The 16,358-nt window shown below is 64.7% G+C and carries 19 protein-coding genes; 15 read left to right on the forward strand and 4 right to left on the reverse strand.

Annotated features, from left to right (window positions below):
• Positions 1-47: 47 nt before the first annotated feature.
• Positions 48-1,499 (forward strand): SulP family inorganic anion transporter, encoded by a 1,452-nt coding sequence (locus tag IFT44_RS02635; RefSeq protein ID WP_192175366.1) that lies wholly within the window; start codon positions 48-50, stop codon positions 1,497-1,499.
• A 195-nt stretch (positions 1,500-1,694) separates the two neighbouring features.
• Entirely contained in the window at positions 1,695-2,045 is a 351-nt protein-coding gene (locus tag IFT44_RS02640) for a putative holin (RefSeq protein ID WP_192137205.1), read from the forward strand.
• Positions 2,046-2,050: 5 nt separating this feature from the next.
• On the opposite strand, the gene IFT44_RS02645 is transcribed toward IFT44_RS02640, so the two are convergent.
• Positions 2,051-2,431, reverse strand: a complete 381-nt coding sequence (locus IFT44_RS02645; RefSeq protein WP_192057036.1) for a helix-turn-helix domain-containing protein — start codon at positions 2,429-2,431, stop codon at positions 2,051-2,053.
• Between the two features lie 300 nt (positions 2,432-2,731).
• Between IFT44_RS02645 and IFT44_RS02650 the strand changes: the two genes are divergently transcribed.
• Positions 2,732-2,992, forward strand: a complete 261-nt coding sequence (locus IFT44_RS02650; RefSeq protein WP_122477941.1) for an ogr/Delta-like zinc finger family protein — start codon at positions 2,732-2,734, stop codon at positions 2,990-2,992.
• A gap of 124 nt (positions 2,993-3,116) precedes the next feature.
• Here IFT44_RS02650 and IFT44_RS02655 read toward each other — a convergent pair whose 3' ends face one another.
• Positions 3,117-4,076: a 2-hydroxyacid dehydrogenase gene (locus IFT44_RS02655; protein WP_192101949.1), complete on the reverse strand. Its 960-nt coding sequence runs from the start codon at positions 4,074-4,076 to the stop codon at positions 3,117-3,119.
• A 205-nt stretch (positions 4,077-4,281) separates the two neighbouring features.
• On the opposite strand from IFT44_RS02655, the gene IFT44_RS02660 reads away from it, so the two are divergent.
• Positions 4,282-5,817: a sensor domain-containing diguanylate cyclase gene (locus tag IFT44_RS02660; protein WP_185793287.1), complete on the forward strand. Its 1,536-nt coding sequence runs from the start codon at positions 4,282-4,284 to the stop codon at positions 5,815-5,817.
• 12 nt (positions 5,818-5,829) lie between these two features.
• Here IFT44_RS02660 and IFT44_RS02665 read toward each other — a convergent pair whose 3' ends face one another.
• Complete coding sequence (locus tag IFT44_RS02665; protein ID WP_185793286.1) at positions 5,830-6,114, reverse strand: hypothetical protein; 285 nt, start codon at positions 6,112-6,114, stop codon at positions 5,830-5,832.
• 594 nt (positions 6,115-6,708) lie between these two features.
• On the opposite strand from IFT44_RS02665, the gene tusD reads away from it, so the two are divergent.
• The 11 genes from tusD (at position 6,709) to modC (ending at position 14,625) form a co-directional block, all read left to right on the forward strand.
• Positions 6,709-7,101 (forward strand): sulfurtransferase complex subunit TusD, encoded by a 393-nt coding sequence (gene tusD / locus IFT44_RS02670; protein ID WP_192175367.1) that lies wholly within the window; start codon positions 6,709-6,711, stop codon positions 7,099-7,101.
• A gap of 1 nt (position 7,102) precedes the next feature.
• The gene (gene tusC, locus IFT44_RS02675; protein ID WP_192175368.1) at positions 7,103-7,462 is read left to right on the forward strand and encodes a sulfurtransferase complex subunit TusC; all 360 of its coding nucleotides are present in this window, start codon (positions 7,103-7,105) and stop codon (positions 7,460-7,462) included.
• Entirely contained in the window at positions 7,462-7,755 is a 294-nt protein-coding gene (tusB, locus tag IFT44_RS02680; RefSeq protein ID WP_192175369.1) for a sulfurtransferase complex subunit TusB, read from the forward strand. The genes tusC and tusB overlap by 1 nt, the downstream gene beginning before the upstream one ends.
• Positions 7,752-8,087: a TusE/DsrC/DsvC family sulfur relay protein gene (locus IFT44_RS02685; RefSeq protein ID WP_122477929.1), complete on the forward strand. Its 336-nt coding sequence runs from the start codon at positions 7,752-7,754 to the stop codon at positions 8,085-8,087. Before tusB ends, IFT44_RS02685 begins: the two co-directional genes overlap by 4 nt.
• On the forward strand, positions 8,084-9,100 hold the full coding sequence (locus IFT44_RS02690) for a glycosyl transferase family protein (protein ID WP_192175370.1): 1,017 nt from the start codon (positions 8,084-8,086) through the stop codon (positions 9,098-9,100). The genes IFT44_RS02685 and IFT44_RS02690 overlap by 4 nt, the downstream gene beginning before the upstream one ends.
• 316 nt (positions 9,101-9,416) lie before the next feature.
• On the forward strand, positions 9,417-10,424 hold the full coding sequence (locus IFT44_RS02695) for a glutathione S-transferase family protein (protein ID WP_192175371.1): 1,008 nt from the start codon (positions 9,417-9,419) through the stop codon (positions 10,422-10,424).
• Between the two features lie 5 nt (positions 10,425-10,429).
• Positions 10,430-11,080 (forward strand): DNA oxidative demethylase AlkB, encoded by a 651-nt coding sequence (gene alkB / locus IFT44_RS02700; RefSeq protein ID WP_192175372.1) that lies wholly within the window; start codon positions 10,430-10,432, stop codon positions 11,078-11,080.
• A gap of 73 nt (positions 11,081-11,153) precedes the next feature.
• A complete protein-coding gene (gene ada, locus IFT44_RS02705; protein WP_192175373.1) occupies positions 11,154-11,996 on the forward strand; it encodes a bifunctional DNA-binding transcriptional regulator/O6-methylguanine-DNA methyltransferase Ada in 843 nt (280 codons plus the stop codon).
• A 115-nt stretch (positions 11,997-12,111) separates the two neighbouring features.
• Positions 12,112-12,861, forward strand: a complete 750-nt coding sequence (gene modA, locus IFT44_RS02710; RefSeq protein WP_185793278.1) for a molybdate ABC transporter substrate-binding protein — start codon at positions 12,112-12,114, stop codon at positions 12,859-12,861.
• On the forward strand, positions 12,861-13,541 hold the full coding sequence (gene modB, locus IFT44_RS02715; protein WP_192101943.1) for a molybdate ABC transporter permease subunit: 681 nt from the start codon (positions 12,861-12,863) through the stop codon (positions 13,539-13,541). The genes modA and modB overlap by 1 nt, the downstream gene beginning before the upstream one ends.
• Before the next feature lie 4 nt (positions 13,542-13,545).
• Positions 13,546-14,625 (forward strand): molybdenum ABC transporter ATP-binding protein, encoded by a 1,080-nt coding sequence (modC, locus tag IFT44_RS02720; RefSeq protein ID WP_192137217.1) that lies wholly within the window; start codon positions 13,546-13,548, stop codon positions 14,623-14,625.
• A 471-nt stretch (positions 14,626-15,096) separates the two neighbouring features.
• On the opposite strand, the gene IFT44_RS02725 is transcribed toward modC, so the two are convergent.
• The gene (locus IFT44_RS02725) at positions 15,097-16,305 is read right to left on the reverse strand and encodes an EAL domain-containing protein (RefSeq protein WP_163007560.1); all 1,209 of its coding nucleotides are present in this window, start codon (positions 16,303-16,305) and stop codon (positions 15,097-15,099) included.
• Positions 16,306-16,358: the final 53 nt, after the last annotated feature.

The raw sequence follows: 16,358 nt of genomic DNA on the forward strand, positions 1-16,358 counted from the left end.
ACCCCACGGCTGCCAAGCCGCGGGGTGTTTGTGCTGATAGGTATTGCATGTCCTTGACCGATATTCGCCGTAACGTACTGGCTGGCCTGACGTCCTCTTTCGCGCTGGTGCCCGAGTGCATCGCCTTTGCCCTGGTGGCCCAGGTCAACCCATTGATGGGTTTATATGGCGCCTTCATCATCTGTACTCTCACCGCGTTGCTGGGCGGCCGACCGGCGATGATTTCCGGCGCTGCCGGGTCGATGGCCGTGGTCATCGTGGCGCTGGTGGTACAGCACGGCGTGCAGTACCTGTTGGCCACCGTCGTGCTCAGCGGCCTGATCATGGCGATTTTCGGCGTGCTGCGGCTCGGCAAGCTGGTGCGCATGGTGCCTCACCCGGTCATGCTGGGCTTCGTCAACGGGCTGGCGATCGTCATTGCGATGTCGCAGCTCGAACACTTCAAGACCCACGACGGCCAATGGCTGCCGCTCGGTGAGCTGGGCATCATGACCGGGCTGGTGGTGCTGACCATGGCCGTGGTCTACCTGCTGCCGCGGCTGACCAAGGCCGTACCCGGCGCGCTGGTGGCGATCATCGGCGTCAGTCTGCTGGTGCAATGGCTGCACTTGCCCACGCGCACCCTGGCCGACATGGCGACCATCGCCGGCGGCCTGCCCAGCTTCGAGTGGCCCAGCGTCCCGCTGGACCTGGCGACGCTGAAAATCATTGCCCCCTATGCCCTGCTGATGGCCATGGTCGGATTGCTGGAAACCTTGCTGACCTTCAACCTCACCGACGAGATCACCGAGACCCGTGGCCAGCCCAACCGCGAATGCGTGGCGCTGGGCGTGGCCAACATCACTTCGGGCCTGTTCGGCGGCATGGGGGGGTGCGCAATGATCGGGCAGACCGTGATCAACCTGAGTTCCGGGGGGCGCGGGCGGCTGTCCGGGATCGTCAGCGGGGTGATGATCCTGCTGTTCATTCTGTTCCTGTCACCGCTGATCGAGCGCATCCCGCTGGCCGCCCTGGCCGGGGTGATGTTCGTGGTCGCGCAGCAGACCTTTGCCTGGGGTTCGGTGAGGGTGCTGGGCAAGGTGCCCGCCAACGATGCCGTGGTGATCATTGCGGTGACCATCATCACCGTGTTCACCGACCTCGCCACTGCCGTGCTGTGCGGCATCCTGATCGCGGCGCTGGCCTTCGCCTGGCAGCACTCGCGCGACATGCGCAGCGATGTCCACGACAGCGACGAGGCACGCGTCTACACCCCGCATGGCACATTGTTCTTCGCCTCGACCACGCATTTCCAGGCGCTGTTCGACCCGCAGAACGACCCGGACCAGGTCTACATCGACTGCCGTCATCTGCACCTGGTGGATCATTCGGCCATCGCCACCATGGAGAATCTCGCCGCCCGCTACAGCAAGTTCGGCAAGCAGCTCCAGCTGCGCCAGCTGTCCTCGCGCAACCAGCGCCTGCTGGAAAAGGCTCACGCCGCCGTGACCATCGGCTGAGTTCATCTGCGCCGCTCAAGCAGGGTACCTCTGTCCGGCTTTCCTACAAGGCTCGATCCTTGAGCCTTGAGAGTCGCCGGGCGAGGATGGGTCCAGTGCCGCTGGTTGCGGCTCCAGACCCGAGGCGAGGTGCCAAGTGCTTGAACAATACGGATCGTGCCATTGCGACGGGTCACCGGCCCCGGGGGACGCGTCATGAATCAGGACACTCTGGTCGCTGGCGCCGCCGCGGCATCGGGCCTGGCACTGGGTGCGACAGCTTCCTGGCCAGCCTTCGATAACCTGCTGGGCGCGGCACTGGGCGCCTGCCTGGTGATCAGCCGACAACAAGGCGCGAGCTGCACACGGAAATTGACCAACCTGCTGCTGTCCGCCGGTGTCGGTCTGCTGTTCGCGCCGATGGTGCACGATCAGGTACCGCAACTTACCGGGGGCATTGCCGCTTTCGGCTGCGCACTGCTGGTGATTCCGCTGAGCGTGAAGTTGCGAGACTGGGTTCGGCGGCTGGACATCGAGGACATTCTGCGCCGTTTCAGAGGTTCCTGAGCCCGTCAGTTCGAGCGCCGCAGGCTGGCAACTTCCCGTTCCAATTCACGCAGCCGTTTGCGCTCGAGCGCAACCTGGTGAACATGCTCCAGGTCCTGGGCACACAGCCCTTGCAGGGTGGCCAGCACCGCAACCACCGCATCGTCGGCGAGCAGGGTCTGCGGTTCGAGCAGCATGGCACCGCGGCCCAACAGCAACCAGTCGAGGGAGATGCCGTCGGTGCGCGCCAGGTCCATGCACAACGCGTAAGGAATGCTGCAGCGAGCGCGCCAGCTGGCCAGTGTTTGCGGGCTGATGCTCAGGGCCTTGGCCAGCGCTGCGTCGTTGGAAGCCGCCAACAGATGCTTGAGCCGATTCAGCACTTCGGTTGTTTCAGAGGTACACACGTTGGGAACTTCCGCTTGACCCACTCAATTTGAGTATATTAATTTATTCGAATTGCATATAAATATTAACCCTAGTTCATAAATCAAGGATATCCAAGATGCAGCCCTACAACTTACATACATCATAACGAAATTTCCTACATGGCGTGGCTACTCAGACTCAATGTATTTAGCCGCCCGTTGTGCAAAGGCAAGACGCAGGTAGCGCCAGCAGTTCACTCAAGGAAGACTTACTTAAAATTTTGTAGTTGATCCCGGTGTCTCGGTGGTACGAGCGGCGCGGGTCATAAGGTTTGAAGAATGAGCACTTACAAGATGGTTTGCCCTCACTGCAAGAACAGAATGCGCATCCGCACCAGCGAGGGCACCCATGTGTTCCTGCGCGTGGCGTACCTGCAGTGTACGAACGAGATCTGTGGCTGGTCGGTGCGGGCGGAGTTCGAGATGACCCATGAGTTGTCGCCCAGCGGGGTGGCGAATCCTGATATCCATTTGCCCAGCGCGCCCATCGCCCTGCGTCGCGCGGCAAGTAAGCCGGCCGAGACGGCTGGCGCCGCCTGACCGCCTGCCTGCGCCGGGCACCCGATCAGGGCGACCGGCGCCGGTGCAAACAAGCAAACAAGCAAACAAGCAAACAAGCAACCATCGGCATGCCCGCGTTGCGCGGGTAGCTTTCGGATGTGTATCAGCCTACCGGCGTCAGCACTTTGCGCTCGTCGTGAAAATAACCCTGAATATTGCTCCACACCAGGTCGCCCATGGCCTGGCGTGTCTCGTGAGTGCCGCTGGCCAGGTGTGGCAGCAGGACGACGTTGTGCAGGTCGATGAGCGCCTGGGGCACATTGGGCTCGTCTTCATAGACATCCAGGCCGGCGCCAGCAATCCGACCCTCGCGCAGCGCCTCGATCAGCGCCGGTTGGTCGACCACGCTGCCGCGGGCGATATTGACCAGGAACCCCTTGCTGCCCAACAGGCCGATGCGCTTGGCATCGATCAGGCCTTCGGTGGACTTGCCACCGGGCACCGCCAGCACCAGCACGTCACAGTCGGCGATCATCGTATCCAGGTCGGCGTAATACTGGTAGGCGACACCGGCCTTGGGTTTGCGATTGTGGTAGAGCACCTGCATGTCGAACGCCGCGGCGCGCCTGGCGATGGACTCGCCGATGTTGCCCAGGCCGACGATGCCGATCTTCTTGCCGCCGATCTTGCTGGCGAGCGGAAACTTGCCTTGGGTCCACTTGCCCGCGCGCACGAAGCGGTCGGCCTCGCTGTAGCGGCGCATCACATCCAGGGTCAGGGCCATGGCCGTATCGGCAACGCAATCATCCAGCACCGCCGGGGTGTTGGTGACCACGATGCCGCGGTCACGGGCGGCATCGACGGCGATCGAATCGTAGCCGACACCGAAGCTGAAGATGGCCTCGAGCTTGGGCAGGCGGGCGATCACTTGGCTGCTGGCGCCCAGGGCACCCGAGGTGACGATCGCCTTGATTCGCTCGCCGTGCTGCGCCAGCCAGGCGTCCTGATCGGGCAGTTCCCAAAAGCGGGTCGCGTCGAAGTGGGTTTCCACGGCCTCCTGCAGGCTGGGCAGCAGCGCGCCAATGATCAAGACGGGAACGTCGCGGGTCGATGGCTGTGTCATGAAACCTCCTGTTTGCATCGTTGGATTTGTTATCGAAGCCAGGCGTGGCGCAACGACGCCACGCAGCCCGTATGATGGACGACCAAGGTCATCGTACAACCTGCTCCAATGTGATTACAACCACACAGGCCTGCATCGCAGACAGCGGTTGTATGCTGAGCGTAACCCACTAGACTGCACCTACCTGCCGATCAAGAAGCCCCTGATGCCAGACGACGCACAGTATCGACCCGCCCTGAAGTCCGACAGTTCGGCCCAGCGCATGGCTATCCTCTTCGTGGCGCTGGTGGTCGTCTCGCTGATCGTGCTGGATGTATGGCAGACCCTCACCGCGCGCGCGCAGGCCATGCATGTCAGCGAGATCACCACGTCCAACCTGGCCCGCTCGCTGGCGCAGCATGCCGAAGACACCATCAAGCAATCGGACACGGTGCTGCTGGGCCTGATCGAGCGTATCCAGGTCGACGGCACGGCGCCTGCCGAAGTGCAGCGTCTGCGCAACCTGATGCAGGGCTGGACGCGCTCGATGGAGCAGTTGCAGGGGCTGTTCATCTATGACAGCCAAGGGCGCTGGGTGGCCAGCTCCAATCTCGCGGATCCGCCAGGCATCAACAACGCCGACCGAGAATACTTCCGCTTTCACCAGGACAATCCCGACCCCGGGGTGCATGTCGGGCCGGTCATTCGCAGTCGTTCCACCAACGCCTTGGTGATTCCTGTCTCCAGGCGCCTGAGCAGTGCCGACGGCAAGTTTGCCGGCGTGGTGCTGGCTACCTTGAAAGTGGAATATTTCAACCAGTTCTACGCCGGCTTCGACCTGGACGAGCGCGGGGTCATCGCCCTGCTGCTCAACGACGGCACCATTTTGTTGCGCCGCCCGTTCGATGAGAACGTGATCGGCAGCAGCATGGCCAAGGGCAGGATCTTCAGCGAGATGTTGCCGCAATCCAGCCATGGCACGCTGATGCAGCGCTCGCTGGTGGACGATGTCGAGCGGATGTACAGCTACCAGGCGCTGCGCAATTACCCGCTGGTGCTGGAAACCGCCGAATCCAAGGCGTCACTGCTGGCCAACTGGTACGAGAACCTGCTGCGTTCGGCAGTCTTCGTGCTGGTGGTCGGGATAGCCCTGGGTCTATGCGCGATGACACTGATCCGGCAGATTCGCCATGGCCTGCGCACCGAGGCGGAACTGCGCAATGCCCACGCCGCGCTGCAGAAGCTGGCGATGCAGGACGGCTTGACTGGCCTGGCCAACCGCCGCCAGCTGGACGCGGCGCTGCCCGACGAGATCGGTCGGGCGCGACGCAACGCCCGCCCACTGGGCGTGATCATGCTCGACATCGACCATTTCAAGCGCTTCAACGACCTGTATGGACATCCCGCAGGGGATGAGTGCATCAAGGCCGTGGGCCAGGCGGTGCTGAGCTGTGTGGGCCGTTCGGGGGACCTGGTGGTGCGCTACGGCGGCGAGGAAATTCTGGTGCTGCTGCCCGAGAGTGACGAGGCCGGTGCCTGGCAGGTCGCCGAGAAGGTACTGCTGGCGGTGCGCGCGCTGGCGATTGCCCATGCGGGCAGCGACCTGGGAATCGTAACCATCAGCGCCGGTGTTCACGTGTGGCGCAACAGCGACCCGGACGTACGCGCGCAGAGCCTGGTGGAAGCGGCGGATCAGGCGCTTTACCGGGCCAAGAGCTCGGGCCGCAACCGGGTCTATCCGCTGCAACCGCTGGTGGTCTAGCGCAAGGCCGCTTCAGAGCATCTGCTGGTTGGCGGCCATGGACTCGATGACCATGCTTTTCTGATCTTCGGACAGCGCGTCCCAGATATGCACCTTGGCGTAGACGCCCAGGCTGCCGAGGATATAGAAGCTCAGAACGGCGATGGTCAGCAGCGTCAACCACGACCAACGGCCACCCTCCTCGGCTTCTTCATAGGTCGAGTAGGCGTTTTCGATGCGCTGATCGCGCATGGAGGCCAGGCTGGTGGTGACGCGTTTGTAGCAATAGGACAGCAACAGCAGAAACAGGCGCAACATGGAAAAAAGGCCTCGGTGGGTGGCGATGTGTGAGCGGCAGCCTGGAAAAAGGCGCGCTGGAAACGCAAAAAGCCCGTCTTGGACGGGCTTTTTTTATGGGTAGCGTGCTGTCGACCGGTCAGGCCCCGACGCTTGGGGTGAATTTTAGGCAGCTGCTTGGGCGCTGTAAACCGCACGGAGGCGCAGATGTATGACAACCAAGCCGGCTCGTCTGCGCAATCGCGCGGCCCAGAGCGGTGGGCGCCGGCACTGCGGCACGCTGTCACACCGGCCACGACAGGCCTCCTGTGGGAGCGATCGGTGGCCGCGAACCGGGGGCCGAGGTGCATCAGCCCATCGGCGGCGCCTTTTCGCGGCCGCTGACCGCTCCTACGGGAAACACATCCTTGGCAACCATGGACAACCTCTGTAGGAGCGGTCCGTGGCCGCGAACCGGGGACCGAGGTGTATCAGCCCGTCGGCGGCGCCCTTTTCGCGGCCGCTGACCGCTCCCACGGGAAATGTGCGAGCACTGATTCCCCGCGCGGCGCTTCTTGCTAGGCTTTTTGCGAAGGCAGCCTTTATCATGGCCACAGTTCCACACCAGAGCCGACCATGAAGTTTGCCATCGCTGTCTATTCGCCCGCCCACTCGCCGGCCTCGCGGCGCGCGCTGCTGTTCGCCCAAGCGGTCTTGGCTCAAGGCCATCAACTGCTGCGGGTGTTCTTCTACCAGGACGGCGTGCACACAGCTTCCAGCAACATCGTCACCGCGCAGGATGAAACCGACACGGCCGCACAGTGGCGCGCCTTTGTCGTCGAACATCAGATAGACGCGGTGGTGTGCATCGCCGCCGCCCTGCGGCGCGGTGTGCTCGACGACGAAGAAGCACGTCGCTACCAGCGCCCGGCCGCCAACCTGAGCGAACCCTGGCAGCTGTCCGGGTTGGGGCAATTGCACGAAGCCGCCCAGCAGGCCGATCGGCTCGTCAGCTTCGGGGGACATTGACATGGCCAAGTCCATGCTGATCATCAGCCGCCAAGCCCCCTGGGCAGGCCCCGCCGCGCGCGAGGCGCTGGACATCGCCCTGGCCGGCGGTGCCTACGACCTGCCGCTGGCCATGCTGTTTCTCGACGACGGTGTCTACCAGTTGCTGGACACCCAGGCGCCGGATGCCGTGCAACAAAAGAATCTTGCGGCCAACCTGCAGGCGCTGCCGCTGTTCGGTGTCGAGGAGGTGTTCGTCTGCAGCGCCAGCCTCGCCCAACGTGGCCTGGCCTCATCGGGGCTGGCCCTGCCCGCGCAGGCACTTGCAGATGCGCAATTGCGCGAGCTGCTGGCGCGCTTCGACCTTGTGGTGACCTTGTAATGAGTACTCTTCACGTATTGTCACACTCGCCGTTCGGCGACCAGCGCCTGCACAGTTGCCTGCGTCTGCTGGGCGACGACGACGCCATTCTGCTCAGCGGCGATGCGGTCTACGCCCTGGCGCCCGGCAGCGAGCCCTGGGCAGCGCTGGCCAGCGCCGGCGTCGCCGTCTTTGCCCTGGCCGAAGATGCGCAGGCACGCGCTTTGCCGAACAACCCCGGGGTCGAGCTGCTCGATTACCCGGCGTTCGTCGAGCTGACGCTGGCCTATGAAAAGGTCAATAGCTGGCTATGACGACACTCATCGTCGACGGGCGCACCATCGCGCTGGATCAGGACGGCTACCTGCAGTCGCTCGCCGACTGGAGTCCGCAAGTCGCCCAGGCGCTGGCCGGCGCCGAGGATCTGCAACTGACCCCTGACCATTGGCAGATCATCGAGCTGCTGCGCCGCTTCCATGCCCAGTACCAGCTTTCGCCTGCCACCCGGCCGCTGATCAAGTACGTCGCGCAGCAACTGGGCGCTGACAAGGGCAACAGTCTGCACCTCAATCGCCTGTTCAATGGCACTCCTGCCAAACTCGCTGCCAAGCTGGCGGGCCTGCCCAAACCGACCAATTGCATATGACCGACTACCCTGCACTGATGCTGGAAACCCCCGAAGAGCACCCGTTCGCCCAATTCGTGCGAGCCCTGGGCAAGGGTAAGCGCGGCGCACGCAACCTCACCGGTGAGGAAGCCCGCGAGGCCATGGGCATGCTGCTCGATGGCCGGGTGGAAGACGCACAGCTGGGTGCCTTCCTCATGCTGCTGCGGCACAAGGAAGAAAGCGCCGAGGAACTCGCCGGTTTCACCCTCGCCCTGCGCGAACGCCTGCAGGCGCCGGCGCTGGCAGTCGATCTGGACTGGCCGACCTACGCTGGCAAGAAGCGCCACTTGCCGTGGTACCTGCTGGCTGCGAAATGCCTGGGCGGCAGCGGCCGGCGCATATTCATGCACGGCGCGGGCGCCCACACCGCCGGGCGGCTGTACAGCGAACAACTGCTCGGGACCTTGAACATCGCGCTGTGTCGGGACTGGGATTCCGTCGGCCAGGCGCTCGACCAGCACGGCCTGGCGTTTTCCCCGTTGATGGACTGGGCAGCGCCACTGCAACGCATGATCGACCTGCGCAACACCTTGGGCCTGCGCTCGCCCATTCATTCGCTGGCGCGGATTCTCAACCCGCTCGGGGCACGCTGTGGCCTGCAGAGCATCTTCCACCCTGGCTACCAGGCAGTGCATCGCGATGCCAGCGGCCTGCTCGGCGACACGGCGATCGTGGTCAAGGGCGACGGTGGCGAAATCGAGATCAACCCGGACAGCGCCAGCCATCTCTATGGCACCGGCGACCACCTGCCCTGGGATGAGGAATGGCCTGCCCTGGCCGCCCAGCGCCACGTGAAGCCGCCGACTCTCGAAGTCGGCCACCTGGTTGAGTTCTGGCAGGGTGAGCGCCAGGACAGCTACGGCGAAATGGCCTTGATCTCCACCATGGCCCTGGCCCTGCGAGGGCTGGGCAGCTCCCGCGAGCAGGCCTTCGACGAAGCCCGCGCGCTGTGGGCGGCACGTGACCTGGCGGCATGCACGAAGTCCTTGTAACGGCACCGGCGTGATGTCAGACCTACCGCACATGCCGCCGACGCGGCTCGCGCCGCTGCTACAGGGTTCATGCCGCCGCGACGGCGCCCCCCCTGCCCGGAATACCCATGTAGCAGCGGCGCAAGCCGCGTCGGCGGTACACCCGGTGTGCCCGGAATACCTGTGCAGCAGCGGCGCAACCGCGTCAGCGGTACACGCGCTGTGCCCTGATTACGCGTGTAGCAGCGGCGCAAGCCGCGTCGGCGGCACACCCGGTATGGGCCGCTGCGGCGGAGCAGCGTGATACAGTTCGCCGATACGCACTCGGGAGACGACCATGGGTTTGCTGATCGAAGGACGCTGGCACGACCAGTGGTACGAAAGCAGCGAGGACGGCGCGTTTCAGCGCGAAACCTCGCAGCGCCGCCATTGGGTCACGGCCGACGGCCAACCCGGCCCCAGTGGCCAGGGCGGCTTCAAGGCCGAAGCCGGTCGCTACCATCTGTACGTCTCGCTGGCTTGCCCGTGGGCCCATCGCACCCTGATCGTGCGCAAGCTCAAAGCCCTGGAAGCGCTGATCGATGTGTCGGTGGTGAGCTGGCACATGGGCGAGCACGGCTGGACGTTCGACAGCCAGACAGGCTCGAGCGGTGATCACCTCGAGCCTTTGCGCTACCTGCACGAACGCTACACCCGCGACGATCCGCGCTACACCGGCCGGGTCACGGTGCCGGTGCTGTGGGACAAGCAACAGAGCCGTATCGTCAGCAACGAGTCGGCCGAGATCATTCGCATGTTCAACAGCGCCTTCGATGCCCTCACCGGCAATCGCCTGGACCTCTATCCCGAGTCGCTGCGCCCAGCCATAGACCGCGTCAACGACGCGGTCTACCCGAATGTGAACAACGGCGTCTACCGCGCCGGCTTTGCCACTTCGCAGCAGGCTTACGCCAGTGCGTTCGACGATGTATTCGCCGAACTCGACCGCCTCGAAGCCACGCTGGACACCCAGCGCTACCTGACCGGGGAGTCCCTGACCGAAGCCGACTGGCGCCTGTTCACCAGCCTGATCCGCTTCGACGCGGTGTACCACGGACACTTCAAGTGCAACCTGCGGCGCATCGCCGATTACCCGAACCTGTCGAACTGGCTGCGCGAGCTGTACCAATGGCCGGGCATCGCCCAGACGGTGGACTTCGAACACATCAAAGGCCACTACTACACCAGCCATCCGACCATCAACCCGACCGGTATCGTGCCCAAGGGGCCCGCGCAGGATTTCAACGCTGCCCATGACCGTGAGCGCCTTCACGGCCGGGGTATCTGGCAACACGGCGAGGGGTGAGCCCGGTGCAGTCCTCACTGTTCGATGAGCCACAACAACCCAGTCGTCGCGAATCCCTGGGCGAGCAGACCTTCGTCCTGCGTGGCTTCGCCCTGCCCTGGCTGGACGACATCCTGCCGGCCTTGCGCGAAGTGCTCAAGGCAGCCCCGTTTCGGCGCATGGAAACGCCCGGTGGGCACACCATGTCGGTGGCGTTGAGCAACTGCGGGCAGTTCGGTTGGAGCACGGATGCGCGAGGATATCGCTACGTCAGCGACGATCCTCTCACCGGCCGCCCGTGGCCGGTGCTGCCCGAGGTGCTGCGCACGCTGGCTCGGGAAGCAGCGGCAGCGGCCGGTTTCGATGATTTCATACCCGATGCCTGCCTGCTCAACCGCTACGTGCCCGGCGCCAGGATGTCCCTGCACCAGGACCGCGATGAACGTGACTACGGCGCGCCCATCGTTTCGGTTTCACTGGGCCTCGCGGCGATGTTCCAGCTCGGTGGCCTGCAGCGCAGCGACCGCCCGCTGCGCGTGCCTCTGCTGCACGGCGATGTAATGGTATGGGGCGGTGTCGACCGTCTGCGCTTTCACGGCGTGCTGCCGCTCAAGGAAGGCGTGCACCCGGTGATGGGCCCACAACGGATCAACTTCACCCTGCGCAAGGCTGGCTGAGCGCAAGCAGCGGAGTGTCAGTGCCCGCAGCAACGGCTAACATGGCTGCTTCGACGATCCACGGAATCGCGCCATGCTCACCCCTACCGCTCACCATAGCCAACTGGTTGCCGCCGCCTGCCGCCAGATCGAGGCCAGCGACGCTCTGCCCGAGTTGAGCGCGCTGGCCGAACGGGCCGGCTTGAGCCCATGGCACTTCCACCGGGTGTTCAAGGCCGTGACCGGGCTGACGCCGCGCAGCTACGCCAGTGCCCGACGGGCGCAGAAGGTCCGCGAGCAGCTTCAGCAGGGCAAATCCGTCACCGAAACCCTGTACGCCAGCGGCTTCAATTCATCCGGGCGGTTCTACGAGGCCGCCAACGGCATGCTCGGCATGACCCCGGCGGCGTTCCGCCAAGGGGGCAGCAAGGCTTCGATCCATTTCGCCCTTGCCCAATGCAGCCTGGGCGCGGTGCTAGTGGCCTGCAGCGAGCGCGGTGTGTGCGCGATCCTGCTCGGTGACGAGCCGCAAGCCTTGCTCGATGATCTGCAACGGCGCTTTCCCAAGGCAGCACTGATAGGCGCCGACTCAGACTTCGAAGCGATCGTGGCCAAGGTGCTGGGCTTCATCGAGGCGCCGAGGGCGGGTCTGGACTTGCCCCTGGACATTCGCGGCACGGCTTTCCAGCAACGGGTATGGCAAGCACTGGGCAAGATCGAACCGGGCACTACCGCCAGCTACGCGCAGGTTGCGGCCAGCATCGGCGCGCCGAGCGCGGTACGTGCGGTGGCCGGGGCCTGCGCGGCGAACGCCCTGGCCGTGGCGGTGCCCTGTCATCGAGTGGTACGCACCGACGGTGGGCTTTCCGGATACCGCTGGGGTATCGAGCGCAAGCGCGAACTGCTCGAACGCGAGCGTCGGCCTGACACGCCTTGACGCTGATCTCGTCAGTGGACTTCTCGCAGGCTGCGGACACCAGCGTGCAGGACTGGCAAAGCGCTATATATTTTGCTATATGACGGTAGTCTTTTTTCCCACAGAGCGCCGTCCAATGAAGTTCACCACCCGCCTGCTTGCCCTCGGCGCCGCCATGGCCCTCAACAGTGCGTACGCCGATGAGGTACAGGTGGCTGTCGCCGCCAATTTCACCGCCCCCATACAGGCCATCGCCAAAGCCTTCGAGGCCGACACCGGGCACAAGCTCGTCGCTGCCTATGGCTCGACCGGCCAGTTCTATACCCAGATCAAGAACGGCGCGCCGTTCGAAGTGTTCCTGGCCGCCGACGACAGCACCCCGGCAAAACTGGAAAGCGAGCAGGAAACCGTTCCGGGCTCACGCTTTACCTACGCCACCGGCACCCTGGCGCTGTGGTCGGCCAAGCCTGGCTACGTCGACGCCGAAGGCGCCGTGCTCAAGGGCAACAGCTATCAGCACCTGTCCATCGCCAACCCCAAGGCCGCACCCTACGGGCTGGCGGCGACCCAGGTGTTGGCGAAGATGAACCTGACTCAGGCCACCCAGCCCAAACTGGTCGAAGGGCAGAACATCACCCAGGCCTTCCAGTTCGTCTCGACCGGCAATGCCGAGCTGGGTTTCGTGGCACTGTCGCAGATCTACAAGGATGGCAAAGTCGAACAAGGATCGGCCTGGATCGTCCCGGCCGCCTTGCATGATCCGATCAAGCAGGACGCGGTGATTCTCAACAAAGGTCGTGACAGCGAAGCCGCCAAGGCGCTCATGCAATACCTGAAAGGCCCGGCAGCTGCGGCCATCATCAAGTCGTACGGCTACCAGATCTGATGCCGCTGGACGCCAGCGACCTGGGTGCGATCTGGCTGACGGTGAAGCTGGCCAGCCTGACCACGGTGATTCTGCTGCTGGTCGGTACGCCCGTCGCCTGGTGGCTGGCGCGCACCGCGTCGCCCTGGCGCGGTGCTGTCGGCGCAGTGGTCGCCCTGCCCCTGGTATTGCCGCCGACGGTCATCGGCTTCTACCTGTTGCTGCTGCTGGGCCCCCACGGTTTCATCGGCCAGGCAACGCAAGCGCTGGGTCTGGGCTCGGTGGTGTTCAGCTTCACCGGGCTGGTGATCGGTTCGGTGATCTACTCCATGCCTTTCGTGGTCCAGCCCCTGCAGAACGCTTTCAAAGCCATCGGCGAGCGACCTCTGGAAGTGGCGGCGACCTTGCGTGCAAGCCCTTGGGATTGTTTCTTCACCGTGGTGCTGCCGCAGGCCAAGCCTGGTTTCGTCACGGCCAGCATTCTCGGCTTTGCCCATACTGTGGGTGAATTCGGCGTGGTGCTGATGATCGGCGGCAACATACCGGACAAGACGCGGGTGGTGTCGGTGCAGATCTTCGACCATGTCGAAGCCATGGAATACACCCAGGCGCACTGGCTGGCCGGCGCCATGCTGGTGTTTTCCTTCGCCGTGCTGCTGTTGCTGCACCGCGGCCGCCAATCGCGCTCGGCGTGGAGTTGATGGAATGATCCGTGCCCGTATCGACATGACCTATGGCGCGTTTTCGCTGGACGTCGACCTGCAACTGCCCGGACGTGGTGTCAGCGCGCTGTTCGGTGACTCCGGATCCGGCAAGACCACCTGCCTGCGCTGCCTGGCCGGGTTGGTGAAAGCGCCCGATGCCTGCATCGAAGTCAATGGCGAGGTCTGGCAGGACAGCGCCAGGGGAATTTTCCTGGCGCCGCACAAACGTGCGCTCGGCTATGTATTCCAGGAAGCCAGCCTGTTCGAGCACCTGTCGGTGCGCGGCAATCTTGAATACGGCTGGCGGCGGATCAAGCCTGGTCAACGCAAGGTCGCGCTCGATCAGGCGTGCGACCTGCTTGGCATAGCACATCTGCTGGAACGCCAGCCGGCCAACCTGTCCGGCGGCGAACGGCAGCGCGTCGGCATCGCCCGCGCGCTGCTGACCAGCCCCGGGCTGCTGCTGATGGACGAGCCGCTGGCGGCGCTGGACAGCCGCCGCAAGGCCGAGATCCTGCCCTATCTGGAACGGTTGCATGACGAACTGGACATTCCCGTGGTGTATGTCAGCCATGCCCAGGATGAGGTCGCGCGACTGGCCGACCATCTGGTGGTGCTGCAGGAGGGCCGCGTGCTGGGCAGCGGGCCGCTGGGGCCGACGCTGGAGCGCCTCGATCTGCCCATGGCGCGCGAAGCCGACGCAGGTGTGGTAGTGCAGGCCACGGTCCGCGGCTACGATCCGGTCTATCAGCTGCTGTCCCTGCAACTGCCGGGGGCCGTCGAACCGCTGCGCGTCGCCCATACCCCTCGGACGGTTGGCGACCGCCTGCGGGTCAAGATCCAGGCCCGTGACGTCAGCCTCAGCCTGAGCCCGGACGACGCCAGCAGCATCCTCAATCGTTTCGCCGTCACCGTCGAGCAGGTGTCGACAGCGCACAATCCGGCCCACGTGCAGCTGAGTCTGCGCGCCGGCGAGACAGTGATCCTGGCGCGAATCACCCGTTATTCGGCGGATCAGTTAGGGGTGGTGGCGGGCCTGCAGGCGTGGGCGCAGATCAAGGCCGTGGCGGTATTGGCCTGAGCACTGCAGCGCACCCGGACGCGGCTTGCGCCGCTGCTGCAGACCGCGATCCCCTGTAGCAGCGGCGCTAGCCGCGTCATCGGCGCACGCAACCCACCTGACACCCCGCAGCGCACCCGGACGCGGCTTGCGCCGCTGCTACAGACCGCGATCCCCTGTAGCAGCGGCGCTAGCCGCGTCATCGGCGCATGCGATCCACCTGACACTCCGCAGCGCACCCGGACGCGGCTTGCGCCGCTGCTACAGACCGCGATCCCCTGTAGCAGCGGCGCTAGCCGCGTCATCGGCGCACGCAACCCACCTGACACCCCGCAGCGCACCCGGACGCGGCTTGCGCCGCTGCTACAGACCGCGATCCCCTGTAGCAGCGGCGCGAGCCGCGTCATCGGCGCACGCAACCCACCTGACACTCCGCAGCGCACCCGGACGCGGCTTGCGCCGCTGCTACAGGTCACGCGCACGCGGACGGGGCTACTCCCGGCGTATCGGTTGCAGCGTTTTCGGTTGCTGGAGACGTTCGCGCAGCGCGTCGGCGCTCAGCGGCTTGGCGAAGTAATCGCCCTGTCCGCGCAGGCAGCCGAGGTCGAACAACAGCAGATGATGCACCGCACTCTGCACCCCCGCCACCGTCAGTTCGATACCCAACGTGCGCGCGGCGACCGACATGTGCTGCACCACCGCCAAATGGCGCGACTGGTGCGGGGCTTCCAGCAGAAAGGGTGACGCCAGACGCAGCTGGTTGATCGGCCACTGACACAGGCGCTGCAGCGAGGCACCGCCGAAACCGAACCCCTGCATGCCCAGGTCACAGCCCATCAACCGCACGCGCAACAGGGTTTCCAGGTATTCCGCCTTGGGCCGGGCCAGGCCGACATGGCTGAGCTCCAGCGCCACGCGGTGCTTGCCGGTCAGGTGCCCACGCAATATGCCCAGCAACTCGTTCATCAGCGGCTGGTGACCGAGCTGTTCGAGCCGCATACCCAGGCTCAGGCCCACCTGCAATCCGGCTTGGGCAAGCTGCTGCTGCACCTCGACCGCCTGCTCGGCCATGTACAGCAGCAACGCATTGCCCAGCCCGGCCCGCTCCACCGCCGGGCAGAACTGCGGCATGGCCAGCAGGCCATGCCGTGGATGCTGCCAGCTCAGTTGCGCGTCGACGCTGCGGATGCGTCCGTCGGCCACCGTGCAGCGCGGCAGGAAGCACACCTCGAACTGGCCGCCAGCGATCGCCGCCTGCACCTCCACGCGCCCGATCCGCACCTTCGCAGGCGCTGGCACGAGCGCGCCGCGAGGCGTGTTCAAGGCCTCGAAGAATCGCTGCAAGCGGTTGAAGTCCAACGGGCTGCCAGCGTCGACCAGGTACTCCAGGCCGAGCATCGATACCCACTGGTACAGCCCGGTGCGCACTTCCGGCTCGATCCCGCCGCCGATCAGCACGGCGCGCACACGCTTGCGGGTAACCGCTTCCTGGATGATGCGCAATGCACCCACGCCCAGCACGTCGACGTTGCACACCAGCACATCGATGGGCTGGTGCTCGCGCAGCAACTGCAGCGCCTGCTCGCTGGTCTGCGCCTGGTACACGCACGAGCAACCCAGCTGGCTGAGCATCTGCACCGCGATCGCACGCTGGAACCCATGACTTTCGACGAGTAACACCGTTGGCTTGATGTCTGACACGATCACTTCCCCTGTTTCTTCATGCCTATGTTCAACTCCGTGCAATGACCGGG

It is taken from the genome of Pseudomonas sp. CFBP 13710 (genome assembly GCF_014842235.1).
GTDB lineage: Bacteria > Pseudomonadota > Gammaproteobacteria > Pseudomonadales > Pseudomonadaceae > Aquipseudomonas > Aquipseudomonas baltica.